General features: G+C 46.6%; 22 protein-coding genes and 1 tRNA gene. 15 read left to right on the top strand and 8 right to left on the bottom strand.

Going from position 1 to position 23,118, the window contains the following annotated elements; all coding sequences use genetic code 11:
* The first annotated feature begins 165 nt into the window (after positions 1-165).
* From MKJ04_RS09700 to MKJ04_RS09660, 9 genes are all read left to right on the top strand, one after another.
* Positions 166-627: a nuclear transport factor 2 family protein gene (locus tag MKJ04_RS09700; protein ID WP_410896819.1), complete on the top strand. Its 462-nt coding sequence runs from the start codon at positions 166-168 to the stop codon at positions 625-627.
* Positions 628-1,122: 495 nt separating this feature from the next.
* Positions 1,123-1,701: a flavodoxin gene (locus MKJ04_RS09695; RefSeq protein ID WP_241641420.1), complete on the top strand. Its 579-nt coding sequence runs from the start codon at positions 1,123-1,125 to the stop codon at positions 1,699-1,701.
* A 43-nt stretch (positions 1,702-1,744) separates the two neighbouring features.
* Positions 1,745-2,479, top strand: a complete 735-nt coding sequence (locus MKJ04_RS09690; RefSeq protein ID WP_241641419.1) for a carboxymuconolactone decarboxylase family protein — start codon at positions 1,745-1,747, stop codon at positions 2,477-2,479.
* A gap of 2 nt (positions 2,480-2,481) precedes the next feature.
* Entirely contained in the window at positions 2,482-2,754 is a 273-nt protein-coding gene (locus MKJ04_RS09685) for a hypothetical protein (RefSeq protein ID WP_241641418.1), read from the top strand.
* Positions 2,709-3,566 carry an alpha/beta hydrolase gene (locus tag MKJ04_RS09680; protein ID WP_317246711.1) on the top strand — a complete coding sequence of 286 codons (858 nt, stop codon included), beginning with the start codon at positions 2,709-2,711 and terminating at the stop codon, positions 3,564-3,566. Before MKJ04_RS09685 ends, MKJ04_RS09680 begins: the two co-directional genes overlap by 46 nt.
* Positions 3,567-3,577: 11 nt before the next feature.
* Positions 3,578-4,075: a cupin domain-containing protein gene (locus MKJ04_RS09675; protein ID WP_241641416.1), complete on the top strand. Its 498-nt coding sequence runs from the start codon at positions 3,578-3,580 to the stop codon at positions 4,073-4,075.
* Positions 4,076-4,298: 223 nt separating this feature from the next.
* Complete coding sequence (locus tag MKJ04_RS09670; protein WP_241641426.1) at positions 4,299-4,754, top strand: (2Fe-2S)-binding protein; 456 nt, start codon at positions 4,299-4,301, stop codon at positions 4,752-4,754.
* 21 nt (positions 4,755-4,775) lie between these two features.
* Positions 4,776-7,031 carry a xanthine dehydrogenase family protein molybdopterin-binding subunit gene (locus MKJ04_RS09665; protein WP_241641415.1) on the top strand — a complete coding sequence of 752 codons (2,256 nt, stop codon included), beginning with the start codon at positions 4,776-4,778 and terminating at the stop codon, positions 7,029-7,031.
* Between the two features lie 49 nt (positions 7,032-7,080).
* On the top strand, positions 7,081-7,278 hold the full coding sequence (locus tag MKJ04_RS09660) for a hypothetical protein (protein WP_241641414.1): 198 nt from the start codon (positions 7,081-7,083) through the stop codon (positions 7,276-7,278).
* Between the two features lie 649 nt (positions 7,279-7,927).
* Here the strand turns inward: MKJ04_RS09660 and MKJ04_RS09655 are convergent.
* On the bottom strand, positions 7,928-8,119 hold the full coding sequence (locus MKJ04_RS09655) for a cold-shock protein (protein ID WP_241641412.1): 192 nt from the start codon (positions 8,117-8,119) through the stop codon (positions 7,928-7,930).
* Positions 8,120-8,288: 169 nt separating this feature from the next.
* Here MKJ04_RS09655 and MKJ04_RS09650 point away from each other — a divergent pair, with 169 nt between their 5' ends.
* Entirely contained in the window at positions 8,289-9,845 is a 1,557-nt protein-coding gene (locus MKJ04_RS09650) for a hypothetical protein (protein ID WP_241641411.1), read from the top strand.
* A 239-nt stretch (positions 9,846-10,084) separates the two neighbouring features.
* Here MKJ04_RS09650 and MKJ04_RS09645 read toward each other — a convergent pair whose 3' ends face one another.
* Both MKJ04_RS09645 and MKJ04_RS09640 read right to left on the bottom strand, forming a co-directional pair.
* Complete coding sequence (locus tag MKJ04_RS09645) at positions 10,085-10,900, bottom strand: hypothetical protein (protein ID WP_241641410.1); 816 nt, start codon at positions 10,898-10,900, stop codon at positions 10,085-10,087.
* A 44-nt stretch (positions 10,901-10,944) separates the two neighbouring features.
* A complete protein-coding gene (locus tag MKJ04_RS09640; protein WP_241641409.1) occupies positions 10,945-13,374 on the bottom strand; it encodes a TonB-dependent receptor in 2,430 nt (809 codons plus the stop codon).
* A 500-nt stretch (positions 13,375-13,874) separates the two neighbouring features.
* On the opposite strand from MKJ04_RS09640, the gene MKJ04_RS09635 reads away from it, so the two are divergent.
* The 5 genes from MKJ04_RS09635 (at position 13,875) to MKJ04_RS09610 (ending at position 17,889) form a co-directional block, all read left to right on the top strand.
* The gene (locus MKJ04_RS09635; RefSeq protein WP_241641408.1) at positions 13,875-14,027 is read left to right on the top strand and encodes a hypothetical protein; all 153 of its coding nucleotides are present in this window, start codon (positions 13,875-13,877) and stop codon (positions 14,025-14,027) included.
* A gap of 24 nt (positions 14,028-14,051) precedes the next feature.
* Positions 14,052-14,363, top strand: coding sequence for a phage integrase N-terminal SAM-like domain-containing protein (locus MKJ04_RS09630; RefSeq protein WP_241641407.1), 312 nt, complete (start codon positions 14,052-14,054; stop codon positions 14,361-14,363).
* Positions 14,252-14,602 carry a tyrosine-type recombinase/integrase gene (locus tag MKJ04_RS09625; RefSeq protein WP_241641406.1) on the top strand — a complete coding sequence of 117 codons (351 nt, stop codon included), beginning with the start codon at positions 14,252-14,254 and terminating at the stop codon, positions 14,600-14,602. Before MKJ04_RS09630 ends, MKJ04_RS09625 begins: the two co-directional genes overlap by 112 nt.
* 401 nt (positions 14,603-15,003) lie before the next feature.
* A complete protein-coding gene (locus MKJ04_RS09615; RefSeq protein ID WP_241641405.1) occupies positions 15,004-16,077 on the top strand; it encodes a DUF4297 domain-containing protein in 1,074 nt (357 codons plus the stop codon).
* A gap of 51 nt (positions 16,078-16,128) precedes the next feature.
* Positions 16,129-17,889, top strand: coding sequence for a hypothetical protein (locus tag MKJ04_RS09610; RefSeq protein ID WP_241641404.1), 1,761 nt, complete (start codon positions 16,129-16,131; stop codon positions 17,887-17,889).
* Positions 17,890-18,557: 668 nt separating this feature from the next.
* On the opposite strand, the gene MKJ04_RS09605 is transcribed toward MKJ04_RS09610, so the two are convergent.
* The 5 genes from MKJ04_RS09605 to MKJ04_RS09585 all read right to left on the bottom strand — a co-directional run bounded on the left by MKJ04_RS09605 (position 18,558) and on the right by MKJ04_RS09585 (position 23,088).
* Positions 18,558-18,974 carry an integrase core domain-containing protein gene (locus tag MKJ04_RS09605; protein WP_241641403.1) on the bottom strand — a complete coding sequence of 139 codons (417 nt, stop codon included), beginning with the start codon at positions 18,972-18,974 and terminating at the stop codon, positions 18,558-18,560.
* Positions 18,975-19,440: 466 nt separating this feature from the next.
* A tRNA-Glu gene (locus MKJ04_RS09600) sits at positions 19,441-19,515 on the bottom strand.
* A 142-nt stretch (positions 19,516-19,657) separates the two neighbouring features.
* Entirely contained in the window at positions 19,658-20,551 is an 894-nt protein-coding gene (locus MKJ04_RS09595) for a transglutaminase (protein ID WP_241641402.1), read from the bottom strand.
* 370 nt (positions 20,552-20,921) lie between these two features.
* Entirely contained in the window at positions 20,922-21,926 is a 1,005-nt protein-coding gene (locus tag MKJ04_RS09590; RefSeq protein WP_241641401.1) for a hypothetical protein, read from the bottom strand.
* Between the two features lie 367 nt (positions 21,927-22,293).
* Entirely contained in the window at positions 22,294-23,088 is a 795-nt protein-coding gene (locus MKJ04_RS09585; protein WP_241641400.1) for an FRG domain-containing protein, read from the bottom strand.
* Positions 23,089-23,118 lie beyond the last annotated feature (30 nt).

Below are 23,118 nucleotides of genomic sequence, written 5' to 3'. Positions count from 1 at the left end.
CTCTTGCATATCCAGACCTTTTGCCTGCACCTTTGCCAACTGGGTTTCCATAAAATATCCTTTGAAAACGCAACAGTGAAAAACCATTTTCTGTCCCCTTTTTTAAAGGTAATGGGAGTAACAACAAACCAAATGAGAATATCAATTATCGGACTCTTCTTATTCATGAGCGTTCTTGGGTCATGCGCTTCCCAAAATAACCTCTCACAAAACAACCTTAGCACAACCACAACGGTTGGGCCCAACGCAGAGCAAGAACTCCGGGCGCTTTCCAAAGAAAAATGGCAATGGATGGCAGACAAAAACGTGGACAAACTCGCCACGCTCTTCCACGACAAGTCAAAGTTTGTGCACATGAGTGGAACCTGGAAGAAAGACGAGGAGCTTGAGATCATTAAATCCGGAAGTATCTGGTACAAAAATGCCGATGTGCATGATGTTGCGGTAGAGTTTATTGACGACACAGCCATCCTCTGGAACCGCATTACATTACAGGCTGTGGTTCGGGGCCAGGAGGTGTCGAATGAATTTACGGTTACCGAAGTCTATAAAAAGCAAGCGGATGGCTGGAAACTGTTGGACCTGACATTCAGCAGTGTGCGGGATACGCATAGCATTCGGCATTAGTAAGGTCATAACCATACCACAGAAAGGTGCTAGCAATGGTTTGAATGAATGGAGGGCAGGCTGTGGCAGACTATAGAAGTCAATCGCCATAGAGCTGTAAAAGAGACTACTAGCCGGGAAAATATCTGATCGCCTGGAAATACTAAGTCGTAAAATCTACTGTACTCTATTATACCTGATCGCCGCTGTGAGTATGGCAGGCTGTGTATCCATGAAAGAGGGCACAGGCAAGGAGCCTCTGGTGATTCAGGAACAAGGCAGCTTTGCGGTGGGGCACGGTAGTGACGGCTCCCGGCACCTTTGACCCGATTGCGCATGGGGTATTTTGGCCAAATGGTTAAAGGAAAAAGAACTGGATCAGTAATAGTGGTAGGAATTTCAGTAATCTGTCTACAACAAGTATCCTTTACTCTTTGGACCTTTACAAGAGAGGCGAATAGACTAATGTTGAAAAGGATAGCAAGGTTTTGGGTAATGGTAAGCGCAGCGGTATGTATGCTATCGGCTTGTTCGAATGCACAAAGTCCCCCCCTTGAAACCGAGGAAGCCTTAAAGCATGAAAACATCCTGATTGTATACCTGTCGCGGACAAACAACACCAAGGCTATTGCGGAAATCATACAGGAGCAGGTAGGCGGCACTCTGGTAGCGCTGGAGCTGGAGACGCCATACCCGGAGGATTACAAAGCCATCGTGGCGCAGGTGCACAGCGAAAACGAAACGGGGTATTTGCCTCCTCTCAAGACTAAAATAGGGAACATCCAGGATTACGACACGGTGTTCCTCGGCTTCCCGACCTGGGACATGCAGCTACCGCCCCCCATGAAAAGCTTTTTGCACGCCTACGATTTAAGCGGCAAAACAGTGATTCCCTTCAATACCAATGGCGGGTACGGTATAGGAAGCAGCTTTGAGACGGTAAACGACTTGTGCCCTGATGCCAACATACTGAAAGGCTTTTCCATGAAAGGCGGGTTGGAAAGAGACGGCATACTCCTGGCGATCAAGGGAGACAAAAGAGCAGAAGCCCGGACCGAGGTAATCGAGTGGCTACAAAGCATACAGGTACTGTAAGCCATCACCGGGACCAGCTTAAATTCATGAACGAAAAAAAGAAATGAAAATATTCACTTTCAAGTATCTTCTCTGTTTGGCTGTCCTTACCCTCGGTTCAACTTACCAAACTTGGGCACAAAATGAAACTCCTCAAAATCAGCGCCTGACAAAGGAGCAGCAAAGCCTTATACCGATAGCGGCCTACACGGCCAAAGGCGAACTGCAACACCTGAAATCTGCGCTGAACAAGGGACTGGATGCAGGATTAACCGTCAACGAGACCAAAGAGGCAATTGTCCATCTGTATGCTTACTGTGGGTTTCCCCGCAGTATCCGCGGACTTCAAACCTTGATGGCCGTATTGGATGAGCGCAAGGCCAAAGGCATCCACGATGAATGGGGACCAGAAGCCTCCCCGATCAGGGATGAGCGAAGCAGGTATGAAAGGGGAAAGGCGGTTTTGGGTGACTTAACAGGAACGCCGCAAGATGGACCTAAGACAGGGTATGCGGCCTTCTCGCCTGAAATAGAGGTTTTCCTTAAAGAGCATCTTTTTGCCGATATTTTTGAGCGCGATGTGTTGAGCTACCCTGAAAGAGAACTGGTGACTATATCGGCGCTCAGCAGTATGGGTGGCGTGGAGCCTATGCTGCGAGGACATTTTAACATTTGCCTGAATGTTGGCTATTCACCTGGTCAGTTGCGGCAATTCGCTGGCATCATAGCATCCACTGTAGGAAAAAACGAAGGGAAAGCGGCCCAGGCTGTGCTGGATGAAGTACTGAAAAGCCGCTAAGAGTGGATGAGGTTAAAATTCATAACTTGAAAAGTTTATCATTAATCATCGGATTAGCATTGTCAATAGTAACTGTGAGTAGGGGGCAGGCGCAGGCCACTCAAAAGGCACAGCTCCAAAATCCATATACCTTGGTATATGCCGGAGCCATTACCGAAAATGTAAAAGGAAAGGTAAACATCCATCCGGTAACCTATAAAATTGACGAGATTACCATAGCGGCAAATGTATACACCCCGCCAAATACAATGCAAGGCAGAAATATCCGGCAATAGTCATCGCGCATCCCAACGGAGGCGTAAAAGAACAAGTAGCGGGCCTGTATGCCCAGCGATTAGCAGAACTGGGGTATATCACCATCACGGCTGATGCAGCTTATCAGGGTGCCAGTGGCGGTATGCCTCGCAATGTAGATAAACCCGCACACCGGATTGAGGATATCCATGCCATGGGCGACTTTATTTCCCGGTATAAAGGTGTGGATACGTCAAGACTTGGATTGCTCGGTATATGTGGTGGTGGAGGGTCCTCTCTGAAGGCCGCCCAGGCCGACAAACGCTTTAAAGCAGTTGCCACCTTAAGCATGTTTAACTCGGGTGTCGTGAGGCGAAACGGTTTCAAGGATTCACAACTTTCAACTATCCAGGAACGCTTGAAACAAGCCTCAGAAGCGAGGGCACTGGAAGCAGCCGGAGGGGAAGTGCTGTATGCGGCCAACACAGAGATAACGGATGAAATGGCAGACAAAATGCCGTATGAGCTCTATCGCGAAGGCCACTATTACTACCACAGAACGCACGCACAGCCAAACTCCACCTTCAGGTATACGATGAGTAGTTTGATGGACCTGATGACGTTTGATGCCAGCACCAACATGGACCTGATAAATCAGCCATTACTGATGATTGCAGGAAGCAAAGCCGATACATACTATATGACGGAGGATGCCTACAATAAAGCCACGAACGCCAAGCAGAAGGAGTTATTCCTTATTGATGGCGCCACGCATATCCAAACGTACTGGAAACCTGAATATGTGGCGCAGGCGGTGGATAAGCTGGTTGATTTTTATCAAGAGAACCTCTAAAGTTTAGCCTCATGAAGTTTGAAAATCTTGCTGTTTTTTTCCTGGCTGGGGTGTTGACATCTTCCTGTGCGCAGCAACAGGATTCAGCGCATACTTCAGGTATGGAATCAAGCAAAGAAACCATTTTTCCGAAGGGTGATAAGATTGAAAACAAAAACTTTAATGGCAATGCCTATTTAACCATGTTGGTACAATCGGATAGTATCAACCAAAACGCATTAGGAAGTGTAACCTTTGAAGCTGGTGCAAGGACGAACTGGCATTCGCATCCGGCCGGACAAATAATTCTGGCGCTTGATGGAGAAGGTTATTACCAGGAGAAAGGAAGCCCAAAGAAAGTTCTGGTTAAGGGAGATGTGGTGAAATGCCCGGCAGATGTACCGCATTGGCACGGAGCAAGTGCAGATAGCGAGTTTATACAAATCGCTATTACAGGAAGGGAAAACGGACCGACAGTTTGGTTGGAGCCGGTAACGGATGAAGAGTACAACAGGCACAAGAACTTTTGAACTTGTTACCTTTTCCGCTTATAAATATGGATATTAGACTTAGAGCGTGTTTAAAATTCATCTTTTGGGCTACAAAACGTCCATCAAGGAACCTGACTTCGCCTTTTTATCGCCCCATAGCGCTGCTATGTGGCGATAAAAAGGCTTCGTCAGAACCCTTCCTGAACATTTTTCGCTTCCAAAAATGAAATTTAAACATGCTCTTACTTAACTTAACAGTATGATGGCAAAGATCAACCTACAAATCAACGGGAAAAAGCAAACGGTAGATGTCGATCCCAACACACCGATGCTTTGGGTACTGCGCGACCACCTGAACCTGGTGGGAACGAAATACGGCTGCGGCATTGCCCAGTGCGGAGCCTGCACCATCCATTTAGGCGATGTGGCGGTGCGCTCCTGCCAGCTTCCGGTTTCGGCGGTAGGCGATCAGGCTATCACCACCATCGAGGGGCTGTCAGTAAACGGCGACCACCCCGTACAGCAAGCGTGGTTGGAGCACGATGTGGCGCAGTGCGGCTACTGCCAGGCCGGGCAGATCATGAACGCCTCCGCCTTGCTGAAACGCACTGCAAACCCTGACGATAAGGAAATCGAATCGGCCATGAACGGCAACATCTGCCGCTGCGCGACCTATATGCGTATCAAAGCGGCCATCAAATCAGCCGCTCAGTCTTAACCACCTTAACCTTCCCAGCAAATGACACAAGTAAAAAGAACGATAAACCGGAGAGCCTTTTTAAAGGTTTCTGCCCTGGCAAGCGGAGGTATGATGTTAAGCTTTAGCTGGCTGGCCGGGTGCAAGCCATCTACTGAAGAGACGTCGCGGCTGCCTAAAGAATGGTTTGAGCTCAGCAGCTATGTCAAAATCGGTGACAACGGAGTAGTAACGCTGATGTCGCCTAACCCGGAATTCGGGCAGAATGTCAAAACCTCCCTACCTATGATGCTAGCCGAAGAGTTGGACATAGACTGGAAAGACGTGATTGTGGAGCAGGCTGATTTCTTCCCGGAGCGGTTTGAGCGCCAGTTTACCGGGGGCAGCCTGGCCATGCAGATGGCCTGGAAACCGTTGCGCACGGCAGGGGCTACCGTCCGGCATATGCTCATTGGGGCGGCGGCACAAGCCTGGCAGGTCCCGGCCAGCGAGATCACCACCAAAAGCGGGGTCCTATACCACAAGGCGAGCGGCAAAGAAGCGGGGTATGGCGCAATGGCCTCCCAGGCAGCCGGCCTTCCGGTGCCAGAAGAGGTACCCTTGAAGAAAGTGAGCGATTTCAAGATCATCGGCAACTCTAAAAAGAACGTGGAGGGGCTGAACATCGTGACCGGAAAGCCTTTGTTCACTTTGGATTACAAAAGAGAGGGGATGCAGATTGCCATGGTTGCCCATCCGCCTGCCTTCGGCCTGAAAGTGAAGTCGGTGGAGGATAGCGCGGCCAAAGCCATGCCAGGCATCAAGGATGTGTTTATCATCAAAACCCTGGCCGACGATTACGAACGAAACGGTTTTGACACCACCACTTTCACGGAGATGGTGGTAGTGGTGGGCAATACCACCTGGGAGGTGCTGAATGCCAAGAAGGCCTTAAAAGTAGCATGGGAAAAAATTGCCGACACGACAGTAGTCATAGCAGGCAGGGGCGGGAAACAATCCGTCACGATACCCGCTGGCCTGGAAAGCACCGAAACCCATCAGACTGCAATGGCGGAAATGGCCAAAAAGCCCGGGAAAGTGCTTCGCCAGGACGGAGACCCTAAGGGAGCTTTTAAAAAAGCAGCCAAAGTAATTGAGCGAACCTATTCGGCTCCTTTCCTGGCGCACAATGCCATGGAGCCTGTCAATTGTTTTGCCCACGTTACCGCAGAGAATGCAGAGATAGTCGGCCCGATCCAGGCACCGGAGTTCATTATGCAAGCCCTTTCAGCCCGACTGGGAATGCCCAGAGAAAAAATCCAAATCAAATTAACCCGGATGGGAGGCGGTTTCGGCCAAAGGGCTTACGGCCACCATCTGGTGGAGGCAGCGACTATTTCCCAAAAGCTGAATGCCCCGGTCAAGCTGGTATACACCAGGGAAGATGATATGACGTATGGGATTTACCGGCCCACGTACACGGCCACTTACAAAGCCGCCCTCGACGACCAGAATAACCTGATTGCTTATCAGGTGAAAGCAGGCGGTATTCCGGAAAGCCCGCTTGGGTTCGCCCAAAACCGCTTTCCGGCCGGCGCTGTAGACAACTACCTGGCCGAGGAATGGGAGCTGAACTCCAATATCACCATTGGGGCATTTCGGGCGCCCAGGTCAAATTTCCTGGGTGGTGCTGAGCAGTCATTCCTGGATGAGGTGGCAGAACTTGCAGGTAAGGACCCGATCGCGTTTCGGCTGGAGCTTCTGGACCGCGCCAAGACCAAACCCGTAGGCGAGCAAAACGATTATGACCCGGAACGCTATGCCGGCGTGCTGAAACTGGTGCGCGATAAGTCGAACTGGGAGAAGGGAAATAGCGGAGCGCACCGGGGTGTTTCGGCCTACTTCTGTCATAATACCTACGTCGCGGAGGTGGTTGATTTGTCGATGCGTGAAAACAAGCCCATCGTGGAAAAAGTATTTGCTGCCGTTGACTGCGGCGTTGTGGTGAACCCTGACGCAGCCACCAACATGGGGGAAGGGGGAATTATCGACGGGATCGGGAATGCCCTGTATGGCGAGATGACCTTCCGGGGGGGCGTACCTCAGAAAAAGAATTTCGATACTTACCGCATGATCCGGCACAGCGAAGCCCCGAAAGCGATTGAGATTCATTTCGTGAAAAGCGAGGCCGACCCCACTGGCCTGGGCGAACCGTTATTTCCGCCCATTTTTGGTGCGCTGGCAAATGCATTGTATAAGGCAACAGGCAAACGGGAATATACCCAGCCTTTTCTTCAGGGTAATCAGCCACTGGTTTAATCGAGACTATTCTGAGGAAGTATAGCTCGGAAAATATAGAAGACATACTATGAAAAAGATTTTAGTAGCCCTCGCATTAATAGGTGGTTTGATGGCCTGCGGAACCGGTGGTGGAAGTTCTACTGATCCAGATAGCACCGCGACTATCAACAGTACCACCCCGCCACCAACATCAGATTCAACAAATCCAATCGGCGTCATGATGAGTGATACATCAGTCGTGGCAACCGACAGTTTGAAACAGTAAGTTTAAGCGAGGCACTTCATGTAAATGGGGTATAAAGGAGAGGTATGAAAAAGAACGTTATATGGGTATAAGTGGGTTTTACGGGATCCAAATAGTGCTCGAGATTAATAACAAAAGACCACTAGTGTTAACTGGAGGCCTTTTGTGTAGTCCGTAGAGTAGAATTATCTAACCATATACCCATAGGTTTAGAGGAAATACTTTACGATATGAGTGATGCGGAGATTCAGACGTTGCTGGTACTCGTCTGATGTTCCATCAACTCTCGTTCATAGAAAACCTGGTCCTTAGCCAGGGGATTGGCCGGGTCGGTACAATAATAAATGCGTTTTGCAAAGCGTCTTACTTTTAAAGGGAGAGCAGGAGCTGATCTGGCAAAAACTGTTGAACCTTCAGGATATACATTTTCCATAGTGGCAGGCATTGTTCTGTTTCCTGGTAAAGTATACGTATAGGAGTGTCTTTAAACTATAAGTGACTGGTACTAAAATGGTTAATCTTATTCTTCTTAAAAAGCATGATTTGAGAAATCAGCTTCTTGCTACCTTTGTCAAAGGCTATCGAACTTGCTAAAGCTCACCTGAAAACATGTACCCATAAAAAAAGCCTTACTGTGTAGTAAGGCTTTTCCGTGAGTTTATGCTGAAGACTAAGCGCGCTTTACATTTACAGCGTTAAGTCCTTTTTTTCCTTCCTGCAGGTCAAAAGATACTTCGTCATTTTCCCTGATCTCATCTACAAGGCCAGAAACGTGCACAAAGTACTCCTGATCTGAATTTGCTTCTTTGATAAACCCGAACCCTTTCAGGTCATTAAAGAATTTTACTGTTCCGTTATTCATATGGTATTTGTTATTATACACCCACTACATATGCGGCGCAACATACGTTCATTCTGTATTGCAACTTGCTGTAGTTATTTTACAATATAATTCTGTGTCCGATAATCAGCCCTTTCCGTTAAATAACTACTATAGAATCTTTTAATGATTTATTTAAATATAAGTCAGCTTGAAAAAATTAAAAATCGGTGTCATTGATCTGGTAAGTAAAGGCCCAAGCAGTACCTTATGGGCCAGGGTGATGCATGCCAATCTGGCCAGTATTATGCCGCAGGTAGTGGCTACCTGGTGCGAGCAGGAAGGCCATGACGTGAAACTGATCTGCTATACGGGACAGGAAAATCTGCAGAAAGAACTGCCCACAGGAGTGGACCTTGTTTTTATCTGTTCTTTCACCCAGGCGGCTTTGCTGGCCTATGCCCTCAGCAACTATTTCCGCACCAAGGGCGCCGTAACCGTGTTAGGGGGCCCTCATGCCCGCTGTTATCCCGACGACGCTGTCAAGTATTTTGATTACGTATTGGGCTTCACGCATAAATCCACTATTGCAGATGTGCTTCAGGACTGCAGCCCGCAGAAGCCCGAAGGGAAGCACCTTTCTGCGGATCGGCAGCCGGCGCTCCTGCCGGGGGTAAAAGAACGGTGGAAATTTATGGAGCCTACGCTAAGGAAAGCCCCTTTTCTTAAGATGGTGCCCATGCTCGGGAGCGTGGGCTGTCCCTATACCTGTCCCTTTTGCATCGACGCCACCGTGGATTACCAGCCACTGGGTTTTGACGTCATCAAAGAAGACCTGCAATTTCTGCTGACAAAGTTTAAGAAGCCCACCGTTGGCTGGCACGACCCCAATTTTGGCGTGCGCTTCGATGCCAACATGGAGGCCATCGCCTCGGCCGCTCCTTTGAGAAGCTTTCGTTTTTTTGCGGAAAGCAGCCTTTCAATACTTACTGAGGAGCACCTGAAGGTATTGCAGTGCAATGGGTTTGAGGCTCTGTTGCCCGGTGTAGAATCGTGGTATGAATTGGGAAACAAGTCAAGAACTTCACGCGCTGTGGGGGAAGAGAAGGTAAGCCGCATCGCAGAGCACATCAATATGATGTTTCAGTATGTGCCGTATGTGCAGACAAACTTTGTGCTGGGGCTGGATAGCGATGCGGGGGAGGAGCCCTTTGAGCTTACCAAGCGTTTTGTGGACCTCTCACCAGCGGCTTTCCCCGGCTATTCACTTTTAAGCGCCTTTGGAGAAGCGGCTCCGCTCAACCTGGAGTACCAACGCGAAGGCAGGGTGCTGCCTTTCCCGTTTCACTTTCTCAACAATCACCTGGCCATGAATATTAAACCGAAAAACTATGGCTGGGTAGAGTTCTACGACAAAGTGATTGATCTGACAGCCTATACTTTTTCCAATAAAGCAATTTACCGGCGTTTCATGGCCTCGTCCGGTAGTGCAGCGAAGTGGATGAACCTGATGCGCGCTGTTTCCTCGGAAGGGTATGGCCGCCTTCGGTTCTTCCGGAAGGTGCGCAAAAACCTGGTTGAGGACGTCGGTTTCAGGAAGTATTTTGAAGGAGAATCACAGCAATTGCCCGCTTTCTACAGTAACATTATCCGAAAAGACCTGGGCTATTGGTGGCAGTGGCTTCCGGAAGGGGCCATCGCGCATGATCCGAATGCTTACCTGCACAAGCATACCCCACAGCAGCATGTGCTTACCGCTAATAAATAGCTTATATGGTTTGGTAAGTCGTAAGTGAAACCGACATTTATATTTAGAACCTCAAGTTGGTCTTATCTGCTCTGAAGAGGGGTAGGGTGGTTAATCAGGATAATATTTTTATCCTGATTTTGTAAATCACAACTTGGTTGTTTGAATGTGGCTCTTCCTCTACGTAATAACAGTCCGGAGTTTCGGTAGAGGTTGTTCCAGGATCGCATAGCTGATAGAGACGTTGTTCTTATGCGAATCTAATGAGTTGTAAAGGCCCCTTTCCGCCTGCTATTTACATTTCTAAAAAAGACAACCACTACCACCAGCGCTACTACTACCAAAGCGATCCATGTCGTAGTGATGATCTGCGGGCTTGCCTCAACGTTTATTTCACGGTGCTTTAAAATAATCCCGTATAGTGCCCACACCCCTACCAAACCAACTACAGGATTTGACCTGGCATAGACGACAAACACAACGATTAAAGTAGCAGCGATAATCATGAAAGTGGCCCAAAACCCAGCACTCAGATTGAAACTGTCCCACCCTACACCAACCAAGGCAGCGCTTATGTTGGCAACAGTGGCAATAATGATCCAGCCAAAGTATAAACTGAGTGGCACCTGCGTAAACCAGCGCGAGGCTGCAGAGCAGCCTACATCAAATATGCCCAGCCGAAGGTGCATAGCTACTAGCGTTATCAGCTGAATAAGTATAAGCACCACCGATACAAGCAGCCACTCGTTTACCCAGGCGATGGTCCAGACGCCAGTTGCCAGGTTGTTGGCCATAAATAAATACCCTAGTCGCTGCAGGTCCGCATTGGCTTCATGCTCAGCCGGCTCTTTATATGCTTTAACCAAATGATATATACAGAAGGCGAAAAGTGCAAGATAGATGACCCCCCAAATGGAAAAGGTGATGCCGGCAGGGGTAAAGAGTGTAGGGTAGTTATCCGACACATCGCCAATGGTTTGGGTATTGATAAGCTTCAACTGCGTTAGCTGCGACGGCACCAGGTGCAGCAGGAAAAACAGGGCATTCAGTACTGCCAGCGTCTTTACATTTGTCATAGGGTAGGGGCAGTGTTCTAAAAAATTATACTTTATGCAAGTGATTAAAACTCAACTATAAAGCCCAATGTAGGCACCAGGTTTCCGTCGGTGTTTTTTAGGACTACCGGAATGGCATTACTGCCGTCGGTGCGCAGCGGGTTCCCATCTGTGGTGGCAAAACCAGTATTGTCGTCGTTGCGCTGGAAAGTATAACGATCGTAGCCCGGAGTGTTGCTGACCAGCACATTGGCCACATCCAGAAAAAGGTCAAGCGTGATGCGGTTTAAATTCCACTTTTTATCGATGCGCACGTCGAGTTGGCTGAAAGCCTGCAGGCGATCGGAGTTAAGCCTGGAGTAATCCAGTATACCCACACCCAGTGAGGCGTAATTTCTGCGGGATGCATCCAGGTCGAATGGCGTGGCAGGCGCACCCCCTGAATATCTGTACTTGGCCCCGAACTCCCAGTTACGCGGTAGCTTCTTGCCCAACAAGCCCGACACCAGATGGCGGTAATCCCAGGCGCTGGAAACATACCGTCCATCCAGTCCGGCAAACTCACTCAGCACATAGGTATAAGATAGTACAGAAAACACGGTGCCTGTTAGCTTTTTCTGTAGATAGAACTCTGCTCCATACGCCCTGCCTTTGCCGTTTGTGTCAACTGCCTCGTTGCCGATAGCGCCGAAGTCACCGCCCTGGTTCGCCAACGAAATTCCATCCCGGACAGACACTGGGTAGTTGCTGTAGTCTTTATAGAAGCCCTCAAGGGTAAAGCGCAGGTCCTGGCGGGGCAGAAACTCAGTGCCCAGTACGTAATGAATAGACCGAATGTAATCGGCCTTTTTATTTAGATACCTGCCATCTTCCTGGTAGCCCAAAACGGTGTAAATGGGCAATTTATAGTAAATACCCGACGAAGCGTTGATCGTCCACTTATCGTTGAGCAAGTAGGAGACAGCCAGGCGCGGGGATAGCTTTTTCAAGGGGTTGTTTCCGTCTTCGGTAAAGGAGTTCATATCGGTTCGGATACCCAGCGATAGCCCCAGTTTGTTATCCAGCACCGATCTGGACACCTGACCGAATGCTCCGTACCGGAAAAAGTCAAGGTTGGAGTTGTAGTCTAACGTAATGCCCGGCTGCAGCAGGTTATTCTGCTCATCGCGCAGCTCCTTTCGGATCACGCTGTAAATGTTATTGGTAAACTGCGCGTACTGCCCCGATACGCCGTAGGCATATCGCCAGCCGTTTATATACTTGTTCACGTCCAGGCGCAGCTTGTTTTCCGTTTCGCGGGAGCCAGATTTTAGCGTTAGCTTCTGGTTTTCTCCTTCTTCGGCGGCTTCATACTTGGTTAAGGCGTTGTCGAAGGCGTTTCGACTCAGGGCCAGGTTCACGTAACCATCATTCACGAGCCTTTTCAAAGCTACACCTGTTGTATAATTCCATTGGTTGATATAGGGAACGGAGCGCAGGATATACTCATTTTCCGGTGTGCTTTCGCGGGGTACCCCAAACGAGAAATCATCAATGGCACCTACGCCTATAAAAGAGAGAGAGGTTTTATCATTCAGTTTATGGTCTACTTTATACTGAAAGTCCCAATAGCTAGGACGGATGGGCAGATCGAGCAGCTTGAACAGGAACTGCAGGTACGACCTGCGCGCCGATACCAGATAAGTCGTTTTTGCTCCCACAGGCCCTTCTAAGGTAGTGGCGAACTCTGAGCCGCTCAGGCGCACATTGCCAGAGAAACGCTCGGGGTTGCCGTAGCGCTGCCGGAACTCAAACACAGATGCCAGGGCATTGTCGTAGCGCGCATCAAATGCCGAAGAGCTTACTTTCAGGTCTTCTATAAAAGAAACGTTTAGTATACCGGTTGCTCCGCCAGCGCTGCCCTGTGTGGTAAAGTGGTTTATGAGTGGAATCTCAATGCCATCGAGGTAGTACACGTTTTCATTTGGTGCGCCCCCGCGTATAATAAGGTCGTTGCGGCCGCCGCCCCCAGCGCCATTGGTAGCAACGCCAGGCAGCACCTGCACCACCTTAGAAATATCGAAGTTGCCGCCAGGGTTGCTACGGATTTCCTCTGTCGTCAGGCTCTGCACCGAAAGCGGCGTAACCAGATCGGCTACAGCAGCACTTTGCCTGCGGTTTGCTACCACCTCCACCTGTTGCAGCTCGCTGGCAGCGGGTGCCATCTCAAAGTTCAGAATCTGGACATTGCCCACCGTTACATTGATGTTAAACCTCGATTGAGGCTGATACCCAATGTAAGAGCTTTGCACTGTGTAACTGCCCACTGGTAAGCTTTCTATTCTGAAAGTGCCTTTCTCATTGGTTACTGTGCCTAGCTGGCTGCCGACTACCTGCACTGACACACCGATTAAGGGCTCTTGGGTATTACGGTCACGCACCGTACCGGTAATCAAACCTGTTTGGGCAAAGGCCAGCATTGGCAAAAGAAACACAAGCAAAAGTATAAATCTCATAAATTTAGATGGCTACGAGTGATGCATTAACTACAGGCCTCCTGCATGAATGTTTACAACTGTTAATGAAATAGAATTTCAGTATAAAGCGCACCGCAAAAACTCTGTGTAGCAGAAATAAGATTTGCTCGGGCTGCGTATGGTTTCTAGTATACGTCGCTTTAGACTTACAACAGGATGCATCACCGTAAGGCATTATAACTTAGTGTCTTAAATCAGAAAATGCCCTCAGTATAAATTTTAATTTCTTAAGTAAGCAAGGCAAAGCGCTAGGTGGTGAAGCCTTTGCTGATAGCCAAAGGGGAATTGTTCCCGATTAATGACATAGGTTGTAACAGAACTGTTCATCGTACCACTTCAGCCCAGACAGCACGACAACAGCACGCTCATTCAGCTTTCTTTTCAAAATAGTAGGGTTCTTTACTTGCTATTGGCAGTGCCACTGTGCCACCTGGCAGAAGGCGCAGAAGTACTTTGCCATACCCGAGGTTGGGCAGCACATGCAGGCGCTGGCCGAGGAGATGGAGGGTATCAGTTGGCTGTGGTTGAGCCAGGAGCTGGAGGTGCGCGACATCGTGCTGCTGCGCAGGCTCTGTAAGCAAACCTTTGTGAAGGGATCGGACTACCTCACCTGCCCGATCGGCTACCTGTAAAAACTGTTCCTGCTCAACTACTCCATGAACACCACACGCACCTACCATGGCCTGCTGCTGCGCTTTTTGAACAGCCATAGGGAGAAAGGCCTGGAAGCTGTAAATCCCTTTACCGAGGACATCAAGCAGTACCACAGGCAGATGGTGCAGGCGGGCACTTATTCATGTTCTTTTGTGAACCAGAGTATAAATGCTGTGAAGTTCTTCTACCAGCGGGTGCTGAGGTGCCACGAGGTTCGTCTAAACAACGTGGAGCGGCCCGAGAACCCGACCTCCTGCCCACAGTGCTCAGCAAGCAGGAGGTCAAGCGCATCCTGGAGGCCACTGACAACCTGAAGCACCGCTGCATGCTGCAGCTGCTTTACGCGGGTGGCCTGCGCATTGGGGAGGTGATTAACCTAAGGATCACGGATGTTCGCTCGGACAGGAACCTGCTTTATTTATGCGGGGACAAGGGGAAGAAAAACTGCACCACATTGCTCTCGCAGAAGCTTTTGGAGAACCTGCGTATTACAAGCAATATAAGCCCAAAGTGTGGCTGTTTGAGGGGCAGACGGGCGGGCAGTACACAGTAGAGAGCATCTGCAGTGTGTTCTGGGCCAGAATGAAGACGACGGGCGTGTAGAGAAAGGTTACACCACATACGCTGAGGCACTCCTTCGCGACGCACCTGCTGGAGTAGGGCACGGACCTGCGGTATATAAAAACGCTGCTGGGGCACCGCTCCAGTAGAACAACCGAGATTTACACCCACGTGACCACATATGCGTTGGATAAAATTGTGAGTCCGCTTGATAATTTGTAGAAGTATACTATATTAGTGTTTCGCTATGGCTAGAGTAAAGATGACTGCTACATCTTTAAAGTTACCTCAAAAAAACAGCCACACCACTCCACACATAGTGCAGAAAGTAGGAGAGGGCACTCCTATTGTACAGTAGTTAGCAGCAAGGTAAAAAAACAACCATCCAGAACAATGAGTGTTAAAACAAATCAAAATCCACTTCTAGCAGCTCAACGAGAAAAGGCAGGTTCTGAAACGTTTGAGAAATATTCTTATCAATATCACTGGGCTTTGTATCGGATATTAAACGACCACATTAAAGCCAATGAATATGCTGTTTTCGTAGAACTTCACGAAGATGTGGTCGTAAGTGACTCATTAGATGCTTTAAAAGCTAAATTTGAATTTAATCAAGTTAAAACTACAAAAGGACGCTTTACAGCACATAAATTGGTTCATCAAAAAAAGAACAAAAAATGTGTATTAGGTAAACTTATAAGTAGTGGTTTTGAAAAACCATTTAAGGATAGAATAACAGAATTAAACTTGGTGGCTCTAAATAACTTTTCACTCACTCTCAAGGATGAAGGTTTAAGCCTCAATAAAATAACATTAGATGACTTATCGGATGCTCAATTTAAGGAACTAGAGGATGCTATAAAAAACGAAATGGGTATTTCATCATTACCATCTAATATTCAATTTATCGTACCTGAGTTATCTGAAAAGAATTTTCAAAATGATTTAATTGCCTCAATTGCAAAGTTAGTATCTAATTTATTTCCTAGTTCTCATTGTAGTCCTGTCGAGATATACCGATTACTGATTGATGAGATTAACCGAAAAGGAAAAGTTACTTATGATTTTACAAAATGGAATGATTTATTAACTAATAAAGCTCTCACATCTATAACAGTTACGGAAGTTATTAATTCATTTACTAAGATTAAAGACGAAACAAAAGTTGAAGTTGAGTTTCATGCGATATGCTCAGAAATAGGATTAAATTCTATTAATTCGAAAGTATTAAAACGCTCATTCGATAGATATAGAACAAAAAGAATAAGTAATACTAGCACTATTCAAATGGACACTACTAAGTTTCTAGTTGATGAAATTCAATTAAATATCAATAAAGGAGTTGATGTTTTAGATAAATTAATCGAAAATGTAAGAAATGAAATTCCTAAAAAACTTATAAGACAATTTAATAATGATTTAGAGATTAAAAGTGCAATAATTTGTGAATATATAATGATGTCATAATGAGTAAAGAAAATTTTAAAATATTAATTAGAAATCTAAGAACAGCCAAAAATGCCAAACTTAAAATTCAAACGTCTGCTGATTCTATCAAATTCAACAAAATCAGCAAATCAGTTCGAATTCAGCGAAACTTTGAATCTAATAACGGCAGTTGATAATAGTGTAGGGAAATCAACACTGGTTAAACTATTGTTTTGGGGCGTTGGATGTGAACCAACTTTAGATACAAATTGGAGTAAAACCGATAGCAAAACTATTGTAGAATTTAGTGTTGCTACTGGAAATTATATTGTTAAACGATACAAAAATCAAGTTTCTCTAAAAATCAATGAGAGTAATTTTGTTGATTACGAAAAGATAACTGGAGAATACTCTGAAAAAATAGCTGAGATTTTGGAATTCAAGGCTCTTCTTCCAAATCGCAGTACGGGATTAATGGAAACCCCACCACCGGCATTTTATTTTTTACCTTTTTATATTGACAAAAAAAGAAGTTGGTCAAAAGCTTGGGACAACTTTGAAAAATTAGAACAATTCTCCAACTGGCGAAGTACAATCATAAAGTACCACGTAGGGTTACTTACGCCTAAACATTTTGAACTTGAAAGTGACAAAGCTGAAAAGAAGGAAACGAAAAATGTTGTGCAGGCTCAAATCGAAAGAATTGAAACAACTTTAGAAGTAGTAGAGGAATATATTCCACATATTACCAACGCCACAATTGAAGCAAAAAAATTCGAAGTATTGACTGAAGAAATTAAAGTCGATTTAAAAAATTTACTAGAAGAACAGGAGAAAATACTTAGTCAATTAACCTCATTAAATGGTGATAGAGTATATCTAGAGCAGCAACAAATAATTACTGAAAAAATCATTTCAGAACTCGATAAAGATTACAAATTTACAATTGAAAATATAGAAGAAGATGAAGTCGAATGCCCATTATGTGGGACTGTCCACGAGAATTCGATTATAAATAGAACTTCAATAATGACGGACAAGAGTCAAGCGGAGAATCAATTAGAATCGATATTAAATGAACTTGACAAGATTACCAAAAAACTTAGTAATGCTAATATTAACTTAAATAAGGCAAGAGAAAGCATTCTTCAAATAAATGAGAAATATGTTATAAATGAAGAACATCCAATTACTCGAGATATAAAGAGTGAGAATTCTGTAAAAGGAGATGCAATAGAATATAGATATATTAATTTTAATCAAATCATAGAAAACATTGCTGGTAATTCAATCAAACAGAATGTATTAAAAGATAAAATTCAAAAAGTTAATTCTGTAGACATACTCAAAAAGGACATAAGGAAAATAGGTAAAGAACAAAAGGGTTTAATTACTATTGAAGATATAGAAAAGATTAACAATTCCTTCAGTTCAATTTTTTCTGATTATATAGAATTATTAGATGCCGAAGCAGTTAATATTTCTTCAATTGATTCGCCCCTCGATTATAATAAAGTAATAAAAGAAGGTGGAGCTGCTGAGGGTTCAAGAGCCATATTAGCATACTATTTAAGCATTTTTACAATGGTTGAAGAATATGGAAACGAAGTCAAATCTGCATTAGTGATTGACACACCTAATCAACAAGAACAATCTGACACGAATTATGAGAAAATAGTAAATTTGCTTACCAATAGAACATCTAAAAAAACACAAATATTATTGTGTGCAATGGAGAATGAACATCTTGACCAATTTAAGCAAAAAGCCAAAGTTATCACTCTAACAAATGACAGATTAATGCTCAAATCAGAGTATGAAAAAGTAAAGAAAGTATTCGATGGAAAATAAAACCCATTTGCTACCAGTTAGTATATAAAAAATAGGCGGGATAGTTGTAAAATCAAGGGTTTTGGCTTTTGTCAAATTTCGTGCTTAACCTAAAGTTTCGTGCTTCGAAATTACCTACTTTTCATATACTAATTGTTATACGGTAGTTAAAGTATGAAAATGACGTTAACCAGAATATCTTTCTTACTTAATTGCTTTCTAGGCTAATGCACAGTAACTTGACATAGTTAGGTATGACGAGATTTCAGTAAACGGGATAAATACAATGTCATATGAATCTACATTGTTGAAAGCATTCGGTGAACCAAACTCTATAACTGAGCCGAACTCCGAATGTGGAGCACTATCGCCGGCATGGAATTACGTGGATGTAAAACTGTACAGCTGGGATGGGATAGAATTACATTGCGTAGACGGGGTTCCGGAAGTAGGCAAAATTGAATTCAGTAAAGCTAACCTGAATATTAAGACCAAGCAATTGACACTTGATAAAGACACCAAACTGAGCGAGTAGAAAAAGGTTTTCTTAACTCATATAAAGCTTGTGAAGGAGATAAAAACAAGGTTGGTACAAGTACTTTTTACCTTTTGACGGAAGAGAATAGTGATAGTCAATTTTACATCATTATTGATAATGGAAAGGTAATCAGATTGACCTCCTCTCATTTTTAGGATCTGTCAAAAGTAGAAGATTCGGGTTTTGCTATATTTTTTTGCATCCACTCTTCCGGCGTTTTGTCACCCAGTGAACTGTGTGGACGGAAGCCATTATACTCCTGCCGCCAGGCCTCTATCTTCTCCATTGTATCCTCCAGGCAAAGGTACCAGTTCACGTTCAGGCACTCAACTCGGAAGCTCCCGTTGAAGGACTCGATATAGGCATTGTCGGTAGGTTTGCCGGGCCTGGAGAAGTCCAGTGTCACCTTGTTGCCATAGGCCCACCGATCCAGGGCCTTGGAAATAAACTCACTCCCCTTGTCCACCTGTATACGTTTGGACAGTGTGTTAGTCTCTTGCCTGATGCTTTCCAATGCGGCCACCACGTCTTCCCCTTCAATGATTGTCTCACCTGTATGCCTGGGCACTGGAGGTTATACTTATCGACTATAGTCGGGCACCGGAATTTTCTGCCGTCGAAGAGCTGATCTGCCACAAAATCCATCGACCAGCACTCGTGGTTACTGGAGAGTTCCGGACGCTCCAGCTTTAAGACTTTTTTCGCAGAACGTCCTGCAGCATTTGCTTGTCAAAATTCAAATCCGCCACCACCTTCTACAACAGGAAGAAAAATAATGATGGTTTAGGAAAGTCGGAATTGAATATGCTACAGTAGCTGGAGGATGAGTACTTTCAATTGAAGAAGCTGGTGATTGACCTGAGTCTGTACAAACTGATGCTGCAGAGTAGTGAATGACCCCTGAAAGATTGGGCGCAAAAGCGGATGCTTTAGCTGCTGCTGACGGGCACTTTATAATAGATACAGGAATAGGAATCTGTATTAGTGTCCGAAGCGCATAAAAAATCCCCTCAGAATTAACTGAGGGGATTTTCTGGTAGCCCGTAGGGGAATCGAACCCCTGTTACCAGAATGAAAATCTGGCGTCCTAACCCCTAGACGAACGGGCCGTTCTGCCTAATTGTGGTGCAAATATAGCCGGTGATTTTAAATATGCAAAATCACAGTATAAAAAATATCTCTGTTTAGCCGGAATGCGCTGATTTGCAGCCAGAAAAATTTGCGTACCTCAATGTAAATGCGCCGCTGAAACTATTTCTCAAAGGAAATAACGCTGTAAAGCTCTGGCTCCAGAAAGGGGCCTCCCGGGTAAGCAGCCGTATAGTCGAAGTTTATCCAAAGGTCATCGCCTGTCTCGTGGAAGTGGATTTTGCCTCCTGCGACCTCGTCCGGGAAAAGGGTGCGAATGGCGAAGCTGATCTTGTCCAGGTCTTCTACAACCCCTACCTTCACCTCGGTATACATATGGTTGGGCGAGATAACCACCCGGGACTCTCCCCCGATGGCCATCACAGAAGAGGCCAGCAAGATGGCATAGTCGTCGCAATCGCCTGCCAGAAGGTTCATGCTTTCAGTAGGGGGGGAGTAATAGTCCATACCCAATGGGTCGTTCACATATTTCCAATTGAGGCGCACGTGCTTGAAAAGCGAGAAGTAGCGGGTCATCTTGCCGAACTTCTGGTAATACTCATCATGAAAATAACGGGTTGAGTTCGCTACCGCGAAGGCCCTTACCTTTGGGTGTGTCGGTTGCATGGCGCTCTTCACGCGCTGGTTCTGGAAGTAGGTACCGCGCACAGGCTTGAAGTAAGATACCTTGTGCGGATTACTGGTCATATCTACAAGCAGGGCATTGTAATCGTCGTAGATGCCTTCAAATGTCTCCTGTTTAAAGGCCGTGTTGTAAACAAAGGTGCCCAGGATGCCAATGAACATAAGCACGATCAGCTTGCGGCTGTATTTGGTCACGATCACAGAGAAAGCGGCAGACAAGAGGAGGCACAGCAGGAAGTGCAACTCATAGTCCATGGAGTTGTAAGGGGGGATATAAAAACTCAGCAGCACGGCCATTGGGAAGACGATGATGATCTGTATGAACCGTACTGTAAAGTTTGCCAGCGAAGAGGTAGTAAGCGTTTTCAACATGGTTTCCAGGTTTTTGGGGTGTAGACGCTTTAGATATTCATTGCATGCACTAGAAGTAGCAAAATGTGGTAAAGCCTTGTTCTTTTACAACGCAAACTCCGGACCTTTTTACTCCTTAAAAGCAGGATATTTCTCTATTTCTACATAAAAAAACAAAAGACGTTAAGGGTGAAGGGTTTATGAGATAATATAACGCTTCAAAAAATAATTTCAGCATTCCAAGACTAGCTATTCAACCTCCGGGCAAGGCGTATACACGGCGTTTAAACATACCTGCACATTTGCGGAAGGTGCCCGCCAGGCTATAGTGCATCGTTGATGCGGTTGGTTTCTTTCCGGGCGGGCATCCTGCCTCGCAAGCACCATGCGCTTACTGGTACTGGATATACATTGGTTTTGGATCCAGGGCCAGTACCTCTTCAGGAGTCATGAGACGTCCGGGCGGTTTCTTGGTGTCGTTTTTATAAAACAGTTTGAAGCCTGTAAACTGAACCGGTTCGTTTTTGATATACCGGCGATAGGTGTCTTTTTTCAGTGGCGGGCCGCCCCAGCCGTCCATGTGCATCACCACCTGTACCTCCGGGCGCAGCTTTATGTCTTTTGAGTTGGTAATCATACCTTGCGTAAAGCGATGCACGATTAATAGCTTAGGCGGGATATTGTTCGCTTTTGCCAAATCGGCCAGGAAGCTCGTGGCAAAGTTGATGTCTGCGGCATCGAATGAGCCGATTTTGCGACCCGGCACGCCGCCGTTTTTCATGGAGAACTCTGCGTCGATGCCCAAGTGAACCTGCGGCATCTTCAGGTATTTCTCCAGGGCGGGCAGTTCCTCCTGAAGGGTGCTTTGGCCTACCTGCACATCCAGAAAAACAATGGCATCCCGTTTCTTGGCCATATCCAGCACGTCGTCTATCATCTTATGGGTCATCCGGAGCCGGTATTTTCCTCCGGCGCTTGGCTGGCCCTGCGCCGTTACCACAATGGCGTGCAGTGCAGGCTGCACCGGGGTTGCCGAATCAGCCTTCGCCCAATGGGCCACCTCTTCGTCCAGTTTCTGCAACATTTGCTCAGGGGGCAACTCTCCCAGTATGCCCATGCGCTTCGACAGAGGGTTGCCGTAAAATGCCAGAATGCGCTTTTGAGGGAGTATAGCGCCCGCCAGCGGTTTAGGCCCCGGGTAGGTATAGGTTTCAGTTGGGGTTTCCGCTACAGGGGTAGTGACTGGTGGTGTTTCAGCGGCGGAAGCCATGGTGTCTGGTGCTGGCAAAGCAGGGGCGGCGGTCGCTGTGCTGTCCCGGTGTTCGGCGGCCATTACGGTGTTAGCTGGTTTCCGGTCTTCTGAGCAGGCGCTTGTCAGCAGGAGGGCGCTGAGCATAGCCAGGATGGGGAGTGAATGGCTTCCCCGACTGGAACGAGCTATATGTAAAGGGTGCTGAGGAGGGGTAAAAGAAAAACGCATCTGGTTTTCTCGACGGAATAGGGGTAGTTTCATTAACTGGCTGAGTAAATTATTTTAAGTACCGATTCATATGAGAGCATGTATAAGTTTCACCTTTTGGAAGCGAAATCCAGACAGGCTCTTTGTTTGATCTTAAAATCAACAGATGTAGGTATAGCTGATTGATTTTAAGGTGCTTGTATAAACAGTCATGAGTTTTGCAATTCGCGGCTGTTTACCTAAAGTTGAATATAACTTAAATACAGCAAGTCTGCTATAGGTTGCCAAATTACTCCGTGAAAAATCAGGAATGGGTATAATGGCGCTTCAGCCATTGACTTAAACCCGACAGGCCCGGGAAGAGCACCCGCTCCGTGATGTTGGCCTGGTCGAGTTTGTCGCGCACCTCCCACTTCAACGAGGCCGGTATGATCACCCGGAAATAGAGGTCGGGGTGCTGCCGCAGCCAGGTATTGAGTTCTGCCTTCACGCTCGACATGAGGGAGAAAAGGGCATACTGGTGCACGATCCGTTGATCCAGGGAAGGGGGCTCGAGGAAAATCACGTAATCCTCCTGCTGAAAGCTCTGCAAAGACTTCAGGGACGGGGCCACCGGCTCCAGCATCTCTGGCGTGAACACGTTGGATCCCTCATCCGCGAGCGCTTTTTTTAACGCCTCCGGCAGGTGCTGGCTTGTCTTGACGTAGTTGATGCAGGTCACGCTGGCATCCTGGTCATACTGCGAAATGTCTGCCGTCGCGAAGTGCAGCGCCACATACGGGGAATACGTCCAGTCGAGGAGTCGGGTGGGCAGCCCGTGGTGCTGCGCCACTGCCAGCCAGTTCCAGATGGAGTCGCCGGCGGGAGAGGCGCTGTTGTGGGCGTACTTCCGAAAATTGCGCAGCAGGTGTGGCTCCAGCGTGTCGTACTGGCTGCCGATGCGCATAAGGCTGGTGCTCAGGTTAAAGTCCTTGTTCCAGTTGCCCCGGTATACATAGGATGACCGAAAGCGGCTGATCCGTTCATCCCAGCTATCTTTGAAGAGCGCTTCCTGCAGCTCCAGCCAGCTTTTCACGACAATGTCATTTCCGGTTTCCATAGGTGTTGATTGTTATAGCGCGGTATGATC

Source organism: Pontibacter sp. E15-1 (genome assembly GCF_022601975.1).
Lineage (GTDB): Bacteria > Bacteroidota > Bacteroidia > Cytophagales > Hymenobacteraceae > Pontibacter.
The sequence above is the reverse complement of the archived record's forward strand: the minus strand, read 5'-3'. Positions and strand labels throughout refer to the sequence as shown.

Coding starts and splice junctions, on each gene's coding strand:
- MKJ04_RS09700 (WP_410896819.1), top strand. CDS start 166: ATGAGCGTTCTTGGGTCATGCGCTTCCCAAAATAACCTCTCACAAAAC.
- MKJ04_RS09640 (WP_241641409.1), bottom strand. CDS start 13,374: ATGAGATTTATACTTTTGCTTGTGTTTCTTTTGCCAATGCTGGCCTTT.
- MKJ04_RS09610 (WP_241641404.1), top strand. CDS start 16,129: ATGCCAAACTTAAAATTCAAACGTCTGCTGATTCTATCAAATTCAACA.
- MKJ04_RS09585 (WP_241641400.1), bottom strand. CDS start 23,088: ATGGAAACCGGAAATGACATTGTCGTGAAAAGCTGGCTGGAGCTGCAG.
- MKJ04_RS09675 (WP_241641416.1), top strand. CDS start 3,578: ATGAAGTTTGAAAATCTTGCTGTTTTTTTCCTGGCTGGGGTGTTGACA.
- MKJ04_RS09690 (WP_241641419.1), top strand. CDS start 1,745: ATGAAAATATTCACTTTCAAGTATCTTCTCTGTTTGGCTGTCCTTACC.
- MKJ04_RS09670 (WP_241641426.1), top strand. CDS start 4,299: ATGGCAAAGATCAACCTACAAATCAACGGGAAAAAGCAAACGGTAGAT.
- MKJ04_RS09655 (WP_241641412.1), bottom strand. CDS start 8,119: ATGAATAACGGAACAGTAAAATTCTTTAATGACCTGAAAGGGTTCGGG.
- MKJ04_RS09645 (WP_241641410.1), bottom strand. CDS start 10,900: ATGACAAATGTAAAGACGCTGGCAGTACTGAATGCCCTGTTTTTCCTG.
- MKJ04_RS09665 (WP_241641415.1), top strand. CDS start 4,776: ATGACACAAGTAAAAAGAACGATAAACCGGAGAGCCTTTTTAAAGGTT.
- MKJ04_RS09660 (WP_241641414.1), top strand. CDS start 7,081: ATGAAAAAGATTTTAGTAGCCCTCGCATTAATAGGTGGTTTGATGGCC.
- MKJ04_RS09630 (WP_241641407.1), top strand. CDS start 14,052: ATGAACACCACACGCACCTACCATGGCCTGCTGCTGCGCTTTTTGAAC.
- MKJ04_RS09595 (WP_241641402.1), bottom strand. CDS start 20,551: ATGTTGAAAACGCTTACTACCTCTTCGCTGGCAAACTTTACAGTACGG.
- MKJ04_RS09635 (WP_241641408.1), top strand. CDS start 13,875: ATGCAGGCGCTGGCCGAGGAGATGGAGGGTATCAGTTGGCTGTGGTTG.
- MKJ04_RS09590 (WP_241641401.1), bottom strand. CDS start 21,926: ATGCTCAGCGCCCTCCTGCTGACAAGCGCCTGCTCAGAAGACCGGAAA.
- MKJ04_RS09615 (WP_241641405.1), top strand. CDS start 15,004: ATGAGTGTTAAAACAAATCAAAATCCACTTCTAGCAGCTCAACGAGAA.
- MKJ04_RS09695 (WP_241641420.1), top strand. CDS start 1,123: ATGCTATCGGCTTGTTCGAATGCACAAAGTCCCCCCCTTGAAACCGAG.